The organism is Pseudomonas lini (assembly GCF_964063345.1).
Classification (GTDB): Bacteria; Pseudomonadota; Gammaproteobacteria; order Pseudomonadales; family Pseudomonadaceae; genus Aquipseudomonas; species Aquipseudomonas lini_B.
Genome location: NZ_OZ061318.1, coordinates 4,223,140 through 4,234,761 on the forward strand (window position 1 = coordinate 4,223,140; position 11,622 = coordinate 4,234,761).

Genomic DNA, 11,622 nt, shown 5'->3' on the forward strand with positions numbered 1-11,622 from the left:
CTTGGTGGCTTATCATTAGCCCCCTAACGACGCCCACCCAAGGTTCTCCCGGCATGCTGGCTATTTTCCTCGAAACCCTGAACATCACCGCGCCGGTGTTTGCCATGCTGTTTCTGGGGGCGCTGCTCAAGCGCATCGACTGGATCAACGACAATTTCATTCATACCGCGTCGGCCCTGGTGTTCAACGTCACCATGCCGGCGTTGCTGTTTCTGGGCATCTTGCATGCCGACCTGCATGCCGCGCTGCAACCGGCGCTGCTGATCTATTTCTCGATCGCCACACTGGTATGTTTTGCGATTGCCTGGGGCTGGGCGATCTGGAAATGCCCGCGGGAAGATCGGGGCATCTACACCCAAGGCGCGTTTCGCGGCAACAACGGCGTTATCGGTCTGGCATTGGCGGCGAGCATGTACGGCGATTACGGGATTTCCCTCGGGGCCATTCTCGCGGCGTTGGTGATCCTGTTCTACAACACGCTTTCGACCATCGTGCTGGCGGTCTACAGCCCGGTGATCAAGTCTGACCCCTGGAGCATCTGCAAGAGCGTGATGGTCAACCCGTTGATCATCAGCGTGTTTGCGGCGGCGCCATTTGCCTATTTCGGAATCGGCTTGCCGGGGTGGCTGGAAAAGTCCGGCCAGTACCTGGCGCAAACCACTTTGCCGTTGGCGTTGATCTGTATCGGTGGCACGTTGTCGCTGGCGGCGATGCGCAAAAGCGGCACGATGGCGCTGAGTTCAAGCCTGGTGAAGATGATCGGCCTGCCGGTGCTGGCGACACTCGGTGCCTGGCTCTGGGGTTTTCGCGGGGCGGAATTGGGGATTCTGTTTCTGTACTTCGGTAGCCCGACCGCCGCAGCCAGTTTCGTCATGGCTCGGCAGGCTAATGGCAATCATGAACTGGCGGCGGCAATCATCGTGATTACCACGCTGATGGCGGCGGTCACTACCAACGTCGGGATCTTCTTGTTGCAGTGGGGTGGGTGGATTTAACCTCGGGAGCTGTAGTGTTCTCTAGGGCCTCATCGCGGGCAAGCCCGCTCCCACAGGGATCTTCGGTGTGAATGGAATTTGATTAACAACACTGAAACCTGTGGGAGCGGGCTTGCCCGCGAAGGCGTCAGATCAGTCACTCAGGCTTCTGGTAGCTATCAATCACTTCCTGCGCCGCCCGAAACGCGTCGATCGCCGCCGGCACGCCGGCATACACCGCGCAATGCAGCAGCGCCTCGCGAATTTCTTCCACGGTGCAGCCGTTGTTCAGCGCACCACGCACGTGACCTTTCAATTCTTGCGGGCACTTCAATGCGGTCAGCGCGGCGAGGGTGATCAGGCTGCGGGTTTTCAGCGGTAGACCTTCGCGATTCCACACACCACCCCAAGCGTGTTCATTGACGAAGTCCTGCAGCGGCTGAGTGAACTCGGTGGCATTGCCCAATGCGCGGTCGACGAAAGCGTCGCCCATCACTTGGCGACGGACTTCAACCCCAGCCTTTTTATCAGTGCTCATGGCAATTCCCTCTTGTGGTGTTGGCGACGCCAGGCGCGCAGCGACGTGAACAGCAAAAACGCCCCCAGCGCCGGCAGGACGAAAAACAGCATCAGGTGTTCAAGCTTGCCGGCCAGCGGCATGCCGGTGGTGAACGACACCACGTGCAGCCCATAGGCCAGGTACAAACCCAAAAACAGCAGGCCTTCGGCGCGAGTCACCCGGTAGCCGGAATAGAACACCGGCAGGCACAGCACCGCGACACCGAGCATCACCGGGAGGTCGAAATCCAGGGCGTTGGGCGAGACCGACAGCGGCGAAGGCGCGATCAATGCGGTAAGCCCGAGCACGCCCAAGAGGTTGAACAGGTTGCTGCCGATCACGTTGCCCACCGCGATGTCCCGCTGACCGCGTAACGCGGCGATCAACGAAGTGGCCAGCTCCGGCAAGGACGTGCTGACGGCGACGATGGTCAGGCCGATGATCCGCTCCGACAACCCCAGGTCGGTCGCGACCGCCACTGCGGCGCCGAGCAGCAAGTGCCCGGCGAACACCAGCATCGCCAGCCCGGCGACGATCATCAGCAGGCTGCTGAACCACGGTGCCTGTGGCGCTTCATGCGCCCCCGATGGCGGACGGGTCGAGTGCCGCGACTGGCGCAGCAGCAAGCCCAGGTACAGCACCAGCGCACCCAGCAGAATAATGCCGTCTGTGCGGTTCAGTTCTTTGTTCCACGCCAGTACGAACACCAGCAGGCTGGCGCCGATCATCAGCGGAATATCCAGGCGCACCAATTGCCGCGAAACCCGCAGCGGAATAATCAGCGCCGAGAGCCCGAGGGTGACGAGGATGTTGAAGATGCTGCTGCCGATCACGCTGCCGACGGCGATGTCGGCGTTTTGCGCCAGGGTGGCTTGCAGGCTGACCGCCATCTGCGGTGCGCTGCTGCCGAGGGCCACGATGGTCAGGCCGATGATCAGCGGCCGCACATGCAGTCGCGCGGCCAGGCGCACGGCGGCGCGCACCATCAGTTCGGCGCCCGCGATCAGTAAAAACAGACCGCTGAACAATTCAATCACGCTGATCAGGGGTAAATCGGCAAGTCCGAAAATAGTCAGCGCTCCGTCTATCAGTCGTCGAGGGCTTGCACGCGAACCTTCGCGGTGCCGCTGCGCAGCATGCCCAACTGTTCGGCCGCTTCACGTGACACGTCGATCAGGCGCCCACGAGAGTATGGCCCGCGGTCGTTGACGCGCACCACGCAGGACCTGTCGTTATTCAGGTTGGTAATCTTCACCCGGGTGCCGAATGGCAATTGGCGATGGGCGGCGGTCAGGCCGTGCTGGTTGAAACGCTCGCCGCTGGCGGTGCGTTTGCCATGGTGTTTGGCGCCGTAATACGAAGCTACGCCGGTCTTGTCGTAGCCGTGTGGATCGATGGTATCCGTACTGGCACAACCGGCCAGCAGAGAGAGCAGGGCGCAGGCACTGAGCAGACGCTTCATTAGGTGACCCCATGATCGTTCCCACGCTCCGCGTGGGAATGCAGCCCGTGACGCTCCGCGTCACAAAAGCGGACGCAGAGCGTCCAGTGAGGCGTTCCCACGCGGGAGCGTGGGAACGATCACTGTGGTTAGCCTTCGAGCTTGCTTTTAAGCAGTTCGTTGACCTGTTGCGGGTTGGCCTTGCCTTTGGAGGCTTTCATGGCCTGGCCGACGAAGAAACCGAACATCTTGCCGCGTTTGGCTTCGTCTGCCGCGCGGTATTGTTCGACCTGCTCGGCATTGGCCGCGAGCATTTCGTCCAGCGCCGCCGAGATCGCGCCCGTGTCGGTCACTTGCTTGAGGCCGCGCTTGTCGATGATCTCGTCCGCACTGCCTTCGCCGTTGGCCATCGCTTCAAACACCACTTTGGCAATCTTGCCGGAGATGGTGTTGTCCTTGATGCGCAGCAGCATGCCGCCCAGTTGCTCGGCCGAAACCGGTGACTGGTCGATGTCCAGGCCTTGCTTGTTCAACAGACTGCCCAGCTCAACCATCACCCAGTTGGCCGCCAGTTTGGCGTCGCCGCCGATGCTCACGACTTTCTCGAAGTAATCGGCTTGCTCGCGGCTGGTAGCCAGGACGCTGGCGTCGTAGACCGACAGACCGAACTGTTCCTGGAAGCGCTCGCGTTTCTGCGGTGGCAGTTCCGGCAGGGTGGCGCGCACGTCGTCGAGGAACGAGTCCTCGATGACCACTGGCAGCAGGTCCGGATCGGGGAAGTAACGGTAGTCGTTGGCTTCCTCTTTGCTGCGCATCGGACGGGTTTCGTCCTTGTTCGGATCGTACAGACGGGTCTGCTGGATCACCTTGCCGCCGTCTTCGATCAGCTCGATCTGGCGCTGCACTTCGCTGTTGATCGCTTTCTCGATGAAGCGGAACGAGTTGACGTTCTTGATCTCGCAGCGCGTGCCGAATTCAACCTGGCCCTTTGGACGGATCGACACGTTGCAGTCGCAACGCAGTGAGCCTTCGGCCATGTTGCCGTCGCAGATGCCGAGGTAACGCACCAGCGCGTGGACAGTCTTGACGTAGGCCACGGCTTCCTTGGCGCTGCGCATGTCCGGCTCGGAAACGATTTCCAGCAGCGGCGTACCGGCACGGTTCAGGTCGATGCCGGTGGCACCGGTGAACTCTTCGTGCAGGCTCTTGCCGGCGTCTTCTTCCAGGTGCGCACGGGTCACACCAACACGTTTGATCGTGCCGTCTTCCATGGCGATGTCCAGGTGGCCCTTGCCCACGATCGGCAATTCCATCTGGCTGATCTGGTAGCCCTTGGGCAGGTCCGGGTAGAAGTAGTTTTTACGGGCGAACACGTTGTGCTGACCGATCTCGGCATCAATGGCCAGACCGAACATCACCGCCATGCGCACCGCTTCCTGGTTCAGCACCGGCAATACGCCGGGCATGCCGAGGTCTACCAGGCTGGCCTGGGTGTTCGGCTCGGAACCGAAGGTGGTGGAACTACCGGAAAAGATTTTCGACCGGGTGGTGAGCTGGGTATGAATCTCCAGCCCGATCACGACTTCCCATTGCATGTGTTTCTCCTCAGAAGCCGGTTGGGGTGCGAGTGTGCCAGTCAGTGTTCAGTTGGTACTGATGGGCAACATTGAGCAAGCGGCCTTCCTGGAAATACGGGGCGAGCAGTTGCACGCCGACCGGCAGGCCATCGACAAAACCTGCAGGCATGGACAAGCCCGGCAGACCGGCGAGGTTGGCGGTGATGGTGTAGACGTCTTCCAGGTACGCAGCGACCGGGTCGCTGTTCTTGGCGCCGAGTTTCCAGGCCGGGTTCGGCGTGGTTGGGCCGAGGATGATGTCGACCTCATTAAAGGCAGCCATGAAGTCGTTCTTGATCAGGCGACGGATTTTCTGCGCCTTCAGGTAGTAGGCGTCGTAGTAACCGGCCGACAGCGCGTAGGCACCGACCATGATCCGGCGCTGCACTTCCGCCCCGAAACCTTCACCACGGGAACGCTTGTACAGGTCTTCCAGGTTTTTCGGGTCTTCGCAGCGATAGCCGAAACGCACGCCGTCGAAACGCGACAGGTTGGAAGACGCTTCCGCCGGGGCGATCACGTAGTACGCAGGGATTGCGTGCTGCATGTTCGGCAGGCTGATTTCCTTGACCACGGCGCCGAGCTTTTTCAGCTCTTCAACGCTGGCCATGACCAGGTCGGCGATGCGCGGGTCGAGACCTGCGCTGAAGTATTCCTTCGGCACGCCGATGCGCAGACCTTGCAGCGAACCGTTGAGGCCGGCGCTGTAATCAGGCACGGGCTCGTCGATGCTGGTGGAGTCCTGCGGGTCGAAACCGGCCATGCCTTGCAGCAGGATCGCGCAGTCTTCGGCGGTGCGGGCCAATGGACCGCCCTGATCGAGGCTGGACGCGTAAGCGATCATGCCCCAGCGCGAAACGCGACCGTACGTCGGTTTCAGGCCGGTGAGGTTGGTCAGCGCGGCGGGCTGGCGAATCGAGCCGCCGGTGTCGGTGCCCGTCGCCGCTGGCAACAGACGAGCGGCAACCGCAGCCGCCGAACCGCCAGACGAGCCGCCCGGAACGTGTTCCAGGTTCCACGGGTTTTTCACCGCGCCGTAGTAACTCGACTCGTTGGCCGACCCCATGGCGAATTCGTCCATGTTGGTCTTGCCCAGGGTCACGGCCCCGGCCGCAGCCAGTTTGGCGACCACGGTGGCGTCGTACGGTGCTTTAAAGTTGTCGAGCATCTTCGAGCCGCAGCTGGTGCGAATGCCCTGGGTGCAGAACAGGTCTTTGTGGGCGATCGGCGCACCGAGCAGGGCGCCGCTCTCACCATTGGCCCGACGAGCGTCAGCGGCTTTCGCCTGCTGGAGCGCCAGGTCTTCGGTGAGGCTGATGAAACTGTTGAGCTGCGGGTCGAGCTGGGCGATACGCGCCAGCAGGACTTTGGTCAGCTCTTCGGAAGAAAACTTTTTATCGGCGAGTCCGCGGGCGATCTCGGCCAGAGTCAATTGATGCATTGCAGGCTCTTTCCCTTTAGTCGATGACTTTCGGAACCAGATACAGGCCGTTTTCGACCGCTGGTGCGATGGACTGATAGGCCTCGCGATGATTGGTTTCGGTCACGACGTCTGCACGCAGGCGCTGGCTCGCTTCCAATGGGTGGGCCAGCGGCTCGATACCGTCGGTATTGACCGCTTGCATTTCGTCGACCAGCCCGAGAATGCTGTTCAGGGCCGAAGTGATGTGTGGAAGATCGGCATCATTGAGGCCAAGGCAGGCCAAATGAGCGATTTTTTCCACGTCGGAGCGTTCAAGCGCCATGGGATTCTCCAGTGGAAAACAGAACGGACGGCGTCCGTGTGTTAGATTGTCGGAACACTACCGCATTTCTACGGTCTCAAGGCCGCGATTGTGGGGCTTGGTGCACAGAAAAGCGGCCAATTTAACATATTGGCGCCTTGCCCAAAATCCCTGTCGTTGTTAGAGTTTGCCGCACTTTTTTACCCACGCGTTGCCTAGGGTCCCTTTCCCATGTTCAAGAAACTGCGTGGCATGTTTTCCAGCGATCTTTCCATTGACCTGGGCACTGCCAACACCCTTATTTACGTGCGCGAGCGCGGTATCGTCCTGAATGAGCCCTCCGTTGTGGCTATTCGGACACACGGTAACCAGAAAAGTGTCGTTGCTGTCGGCACCGAGGCCAAGCGCATGCTCGGCCGTACGCCGGGCAACATTGCTGCCATTCGTCCGATGAAGGACGGTGTGATCGCCGACTTCAGCGTCTGCGAAAAAATGCTGCAGTACTTTATCAACAAGGTTCACGAAAACAGCTTTCTGCAGCCTAGCCCTCGTGTGCTGATCTGCGTTCCATGCAAATCGACCCAGGTTGAGCGTCGTGCCATCCGTGAATCGGCCCTTGGTGCCGGTGCCCGTGAAGTATTCCTGATCGAAGAGCCGATGGCTGCTGCGATCGGTGCTGGCCTGCCGGTAGAAGAAGCTCGCGGTTCGATGGTTGTCGATATCGGTGGCGGTACCACTGAAATCGCGCTGATCTCCCTCAACGGTGTGGTCTATGCCGAATCCGTACGGGTTGGCGGCGACCGTTTCGACGAAGCGATCATCACCTACGTGCGTCGCAACTACGGCAGCCTGATCGGCGAATCCACCGCCGAGCGCATCAAACAGGAAATCGGTACGGCCTACCCGGGCGGCGAAGTTCGTGAAGTCGACGTTCGTGGCCGTAACCTGGCCGAAGGCGTTCCACGCGCATTCACCCTGAACTCGAACGAAGTGCTGGAAGCTCTGCAAGAGTCCCTGGCCACCATCGTTCAGGCAGTGAAAAGCGCGCTGGAGCAGTCGCCTCCGGAGCTGGCGTCGGATATCGCCGAACGTGGTCTGGTACTGACCGGTGGTGGCGCCTTGCTGCGCGACCTCGACAAGTTGCTGGCCCAGGAAACCGGTCTGCCGGTGATCGTCGCCGAAGACCCGCTGACCTGCGTTGCTCGTGGCGGTGGCCGTGCATTGGAAATGATGGATAAACACACCATGGATCTGCTTTCCAGCGAATAAGTCGCCGGATCGCCTCTATGCTGTTGAGCGCGCAGGCAGCACTTTGCAGTGCTGCCTGTTGACGTTTATCTTCTGTCAGTCTGCATCCAGGCCGGTTTGATGCCGTATGAATAAAGAGAACATTTGCCTGGGAGGAGCGGCTTATTAAACCGCTTTTCACCAAAGGCCCCTCACTGGGCGTGCGCTTGTTGGTGCTGGCTGTGCTATCGGTCGCGCTGATGGTGGTCGATGCCCGCTTCACACTGCTCAAGCCAGTGCGTAGCCAAATGTCGCTGGTGCTGATGCAGTCTTACTGGATCACCGACCTGCCGCAGCGGCTATGGCAAGGTGTGGCCAGCCAATTCGGCAGCCGTACCGAACTGGTCGCCGAAAATGAAAAACTCAAAACCGAAAACCTGCTGTTGCAGGGGCGCATGCAAAAGCTGGCCGCCCTCACCGAGCAGAACGTTCGGCTGCGCGAGTTGCTCAACTCTTCCGCGCTGGTCAACGAGAAGGTCGAAGTGGCCGAATTGATCGGCATGGACCCCAACCCCTTTACCCATCGCATCATCATCAATAAAGGTGAGCGCGACGGTGTGATCCTCGGTCAGCCGGTGCTCGATGCCCGCGGCCTGATGGGTCAGGTGGTGGAGTTGATGCCGTACACCTCCCGCGTACTGTTGCTGACTGACACCACCCACAGCATTCCGGTGCAGGTGAACCGTAACGGTCTGCGGGCGATTGCCAGCGGCACCGGCAACCCGGAGCGCCTTGAGCTGCGTCATGTGGCCGATACCGCCGACATTAAAGAAGGCGATCTGCTGGTCAGCTCCGGCCTCGGCCAGCGTTTCCCGGCGGGTTACCCGGTGGCGACGGTCAAGGAAGTGATTCACGATTCCGGTCAGCCGTTCGCCATCGTCCGTGCGGTGCCGACCGCCGCGTTGAATCGCAGCCGTTATCTGCTGTTGGTGTTCAGTGACGGTCGCACAGCCGAGGAGCGCGCCAACGAAGCCGCCCAGGCTCAGGAAGCTCTGGACCAGCACGGCGGTGGGCCGATCATTCCTGCGACCGTGCCGAAACCGGCCGTGTCGGTGATACCGGCTACTGTCGCTGCTCCGGCTGTTCCGGCGGCTGCACCTGTTATCGCACCTGCTGCCGCGCCCCCGGCAAAACCTGCCGCTGCCCATGCTGCCAGCAAGCCACCCGCATCGGCACCAGCCGCCAAACCACCGGCAGCCCAACCCGCAGCCGTGAAGCCTGCTGCCAAACCGCCTGTCTCCGCGCCGGCCACCACTGGGGGAAGAGAATAATGGGCGGTGCAACTTCCTCCCGAAACGGCTGGATGGTCTGGCTGACCTTTGCCATTGGCATGCTGCTCAGCGTTTCGCCGTTGCCGCAATTCATGGAAATCCTGCGTCCTCTGTGGCTGGCCTTGCTGTTGGCCTTCTGGGCGTTGGCCCTGCCGCAGAAAGTCGGCATGGTGACCGCCTGGTGCCTGGGGCTGGCCGAAGACGTGCTGTATGGCACGTTGCTGGGTCAGAACGCGTTGATCCTCACGCTCATTACCTTCCTGGTGCTATCGCTGCAACAGCGCCTGCGCATGTTCCCGATGTGGCAACAGAGCCTGGTGATCCTGGTGATCTTCGGCCTCGCCCAACTGGTTCAGTTGTGGCTGAGCGCCCTGACCGGCAATCGTCAGCCGACCCTGGCGCTGGTGTTGCCGGCACTGGTCAGCGCGTTGCTCTGGCCATGGATCAGCTACGGTTTGCGCGGTTTGCGTCGACGCTACAAAATCAATTAATTCGGTCAGGCATGTGCCCGCACCTGGTGCCCTGTCTCGCCAAAAAGGAACAGTATTTGTGAGACAGGGCACTGGACAGGGAGATGTCTCGATGAAGCAGCTGTACCTCGCCTCAGGCTCGCCGCGTCGACGTGAACTGCTCACGCAGATCGGCGTGTCGTTCTCCGTCATCAGCGCGGACATTGATGAAACCCCTTTACCTGAAGAATCCCCATCGGCCTATGTCGAGCGTCTGGCGCGCGGCAAGGCTGAGGCCGGACACGGGACGGTCGTGTCCGACGCGGATTTCTGCGTGCTGGGCGCCGACACCGCCGTGGTGCTGGACGGGAAAATTCTCGGCAAGCCGGTGGACGAAGCCGATGCATGCGCCATGCTTATGCTGTTGTCCGGGCGCGAACATGAAGTGCTGACGGCGATTGCTGTGCGCGATGGCGAGCGCTGCGAGTCTTTGGCGGTGCGCAGCCTGGTGCGTTTTCGCAACATCGACCGCGACGAAGCGGCGGCCTACTGGGCCAGCGGCGAACCTGGGGACAAGGCTGGCGGTTATGGGATTCAAGGGCTGGGCGCGGTGTTCGTCGCCGGGCTCAATGGCAGTTATTCGGCAGTGGTCGGATTGCCCCTGTGCGAAACCTGCGAGCTACTCGGCCATTTCGGCATACCCTGTTGGCAAACCTTTAACGCGCGTTGAGCGTCGTACTGACAAGATGCGGCCATTATCGTGAACATGCCTGAACGAGACCCTGCCATGAGTGAAGAGATCCTGATCAACATCACGCCGATGGAATCGCGCGTGGCGGTGGTCGAAAACGGTGTCCTGCAAGAGGTCCACGTCGAGCGCACGCAAAAGCGCGGGATCGTCGGCAACATCTATAAAGGCAAGGTCGTGCGGGTATTGCCGGGCATGCAGGCCGCCTTCGTTGATATCGGTCTGGACCGCGCCGCATTTATTCATGCCTCGGAAATTTCCCTGCGCGAAGGCCCGGCGGTGGAGAGCATCAGCGCGCTGGTTCATGAGGGTCAGAGCCTGGTGGTGCAAGTCACCAAGGACCCGATCGGTTCCAAAGGCGCACGCCTGACGACGCAACTGTCGATTCCTTCGCGCTATCTGGTGTACATGCCGCGCACCGCTCATGTCGGCATTTCCCTGAAAATCGAGGACGAAGCCGAGCGCGAACGCCTCAAGCAAGTGGTCACCGACTGCGTGGCCAAAGAAGGCATCAAGGAAGCCGGCGGTTTTATTTTGCGTACCGCAGCCGAAGGGGCCGGGGCCGATGAAATCCTCATGGACATCCGCTATCTGCGCAGGCTCTGGGACCAGATCAACGAACAGATCAAGACCATCAGCGCGCCGAGTGTGATCTACGAAGACCTCGGCCTGGCGCTGCGCACCTTGCGCGACCTGGTGAGCCCGAAGATCGAGAAGATCCGCATCGACTCCCGGGAGACCTTCCAGAAAACCACGCAGTTCGTCGCCGAACTGATGCCGGAAATCGCCGACCGCTTGGAGCATTACCCTGGCGAACGGCCGATCTTCGACCTGTATGGCGTCGAAGACGAAATCCAGAAAGCCCTGGAACGTAAGGTGCCGCTCAAGTCCGGTGGCTATCTGGTGGTCGATCCGGCGGAAGCCATGAGCACCATTGACGTCAATACCGGGGCCTTTGTCGGTCATCGCAACCTCGAAGAAACCATCTTCAAGACCAACCTCGAAGCCGCCACCGCCATTGCCCGTCAGTTGCGCCTGCGTAACCTGGGCGGGATCATCATCATCGATTTCATCGACATGGAAGATGAAGAGCATCAGCGTCAAGTGTTGCGCACGCTCGAGAAGCAACTGGAACGCGATCACGCCAAGACCAACATCATCGGCATCACCGAGTTGGGCCTGGTGCAGATGACCCGCAAGCGCACCCGCGAAAGTCTTGAGCAAGTGCTGTGCGAACCGTGCAGCAGCTGCCAGGGTCGCGGCAAACTCAAGACTCCGGAAACCGTGTGCTACGAGATCTTCCGCGAAATCCTGCGTGAGGCCCGGGCCTATCAGGCTGAAGGCTATCGGGTGCTGGCGAATCAGAAAGTGGTCGACCGTTTGCTCGACGAAGAGTCGGGCAACGTTGCCGAGCTCGAAGGCTTTATCGGGCGCACTATTCGGTTCCAGGTGGAAACCATGTATTCCCAGGAACAATACGACGTGGTGTTGCTCTGAATCGCTGTGTTTCACCTCCACTAGAACGGCTGGCCTCAGCTTTTTGCAGTATTTAT

Annotated in this window: 12 protein-coding genes; 6 read left to right on the forward strand and 6 right to left on the reverse strand. The window is 60.5% G+C overall.

The features are described 5' to 3' along the window. Positions 1–53 precede the first annotated feature (53 nt). The gene (locus AB3226_RS18970; protein ID WP_367374166.1) at positions 54–995 is read left to right on the forward strand and encodes an AEC family transporter; all 942 of its coding nucleotides are present in this window, start codon (positions 54–56) and stop codon (positions 993–995) included. Between the two features lie 136 nt (positions 996–1,131). On the opposite strand, the gene AB3226_RS18975 is transcribed toward AB3226_RS18970, so the two are convergent. The 6 genes from AB3226_RS18975 to gatC all read right to left on the reverse strand — a co-directional run bounded on the left by AB3226_RS18975 (position 1,132) and on the right by gatC (position 6,335). Further along, entirely contained in the window at positions 1,132–1,512 is a 381-nt protein-coding gene (locus tag AB3226_RS18975; protein ID WP_095055134.1) for a carboxymuconolactone decarboxylase family protein, read from the reverse strand. Beyond that, positions 1,509–2,570, reverse strand: coding sequence for a calcium/sodium antiporter (locus tag AB3226_RS18980; protein ID WP_367374167.1), 1,062 nt, complete (start codon positions 2,568–2,570; stop codon positions 1,509–1,511). Before AB3226_RS18980 ends, AB3226_RS18975 begins: the two co-directional genes overlap by 4 nt. A gap of 50 nt (positions 2,571–2,620) precedes the next feature. Next, positions 2,621–2,995, reverse strand: coding sequence for a septal ring lytic transglycosylase RlpA family protein (locus tag AB3226_RS18985; protein WP_123355900.1), 375 nt, complete (start codon positions 2,993–2,995; stop codon positions 2,621–2,623). A gap of 128 nt (positions 2,996–3,123) precedes the next feature. Then, positions 3,124–4,569 (reverse strand): Asp-tRNA(Asn)/Glu-tRNA(Gln) amidotransferase subunit GatB, encoded by a 1,446-nt coding sequence (gene gatB / locus AB3226_RS18990; RefSeq protein ID WP_367374168.1) that lies wholly within the window; start codon positions 4,567–4,569, stop codon positions 3,124–3,126. A 10-nt stretch (positions 4,570–4,579) separates the two neighbouring features. Further along, positions 4,580–6,031 carry an Asp-tRNA(Asn)/Glu-tRNA(Gln) amidotransferase subunit GatA gene (gene gatA / locus AB3226_RS18995; RefSeq protein ID WP_367374169.1) on the reverse strand — a complete coding sequence of 484 codons (1,452 nt, stop codon included), beginning with the start codon at positions 6,029–6,031 and terminating at the stop codon, positions 4,580–4,582. A 16-nt stretch (positions 6,032–6,047) separates the two neighbouring features. Continuing rightward, a complete protein-coding gene (gatC, locus tag AB3226_RS19000) occupies positions 6,048–6,335 on the reverse strand; it encodes an Asp-tRNA(Asn)/Glu-tRNA(Gln) amidotransferase subunit GatC (RefSeq protein WP_007901429.1) in 288 nt (95 codons plus the stop codon). A gap of 210 nt (positions 6,336–6,545) precedes the next feature. On the opposite strand from gatC, the gene mreB reads away from it, so the two are divergent. The 5 genes from mreB to rng all read left to right on the forward strand — a co-directional run bounded on the left by mreB (position 6,546) and on the right by rng (position 11,566). Beyond that, positions 6,546–7,583, forward strand: a complete 1,038-nt coding sequence (gene mreB, locus AB3226_RS19005) for a rod shape-determining protein MreB (RefSeq protein WP_002555108.1) — start codon at positions 6,546–6,548, stop codon at positions 7,581–7,583. Between the two features lie 143 nt (positions 7,584–7,726). Continuing rightward, positions 7,727–8,872 (forward strand): rod shape-determining protein MreC, encoded by a 1,146-nt coding sequence (mreC, locus tag AB3226_RS19010; protein WP_367375818.1) that lies wholly within the window; start codon positions 7,727–7,729, stop codon positions 8,870–8,872. After that, positions 8,872–9,363 (forward strand): rod shape-determining protein MreD, encoded by a 492-nt coding sequence (mreD, locus tag AB3226_RS19015; protein WP_038978956.1) that lies wholly within the window; start codon positions 8,872–8,874, stop codon positions 9,361–9,363. The genes mreC and mreD overlap by 1 nt, the downstream gene beginning before the upstream one ends. A 91-nt stretch (positions 9,364–9,454) precedes the next feature. Beyond that, on the forward strand, positions 9,455–10,051 hold the full coding sequence (locus AB3226_RS19020) for a nucleoside triphosphate pyrophosphatase (RefSeq protein WP_367374170.1): 597 nt from the start codon (positions 9,455–9,457) through the stop codon (positions 10,049–10,051). Positions 10,052–10,108: 57 nt separating this feature from the next. Beyond that, positions 10,109–11,566: a ribonuclease G gene (gene rng / locus AB3226_RS19025; protein ID WP_008008603.1), complete on the forward strand. Its 1,458-nt coding sequence runs from the start codon at positions 10,109–10,111 to the stop codon at positions 11,564–11,566. Positions 11,567–11,622: the final 56 nt, after the last annotated feature.

Excerpts from the sequence above, each read along its gene's own strand:
- AB3226_RS18970 (WP_367374166.1), top strand. The coding sequence starts at position 54 with ATGCTGGCTATTTTCCTCGAAACCCTGAACATCACCGCGCCGGTGTTT.
- AB3226_RS18975 (WP_095055134.1), bottom strand. The coding sequence starts at position 1,512 with ATGAGCACTGATAAAAAGGCTGGGGTTGAAGTCCGTCGCCAAGTGATG.
- AB3226_RS18985 (WP_123355900.1), bottom strand. The coding sequence starts at position 2,995 with ATGAAGCGTCTGCTCAGTGCCTGCGCCCTGCTCTCTCTGCTGGCCGGT.
- gatB (WP_367374168.1), bottom strand. The coding sequence starts at position 4,569 with ATGCAATGGGAAGTCGTGATCGGGCTGGAGATTCATACCCAGCTCACC.
- gatA (WP_367374169.1), bottom strand. The coding sequence starts at position 6,031 with ATGCATCAATTGACTCTGGCCGAGATCGCCCGCGGACTCGCCGATAAA.
- gatC (WP_007901429.1), bottom strand. The coding sequence starts at position 6,335 with ATGGCGCTTGAACGCTCCGACGTGGAAAAAATCGCTCATTTGGCCTGC.
- mreB (WP_002555108.1), top strand. The coding sequence starts at position 6,546 with ATGTTCAAGAAACTGCGTGGCATGTTTTCCAGCGATCTTTCCATTGAC.
- mreD (WP_038978956.1), top strand. The coding sequence starts at position 8,872 with ATGGGCGGTGCAACTTCCTCCCGAAACGGCTGGATGGTCTGGCTGACC.
- AB3226_RS19020 (WP_367374170.1), top strand. The coding sequence starts at position 9,455 with ATGAAGCAGCTGTACCTCGCCTCAGGCTCGCCGCGTCGACGTGAACTG.
- rng (WP_008008603.1), top strand. The coding sequence starts at position 10,109 with ATGAGTGAAGAGATCCTGATCAACATCACGCCGATGGAATCGCGCGTG.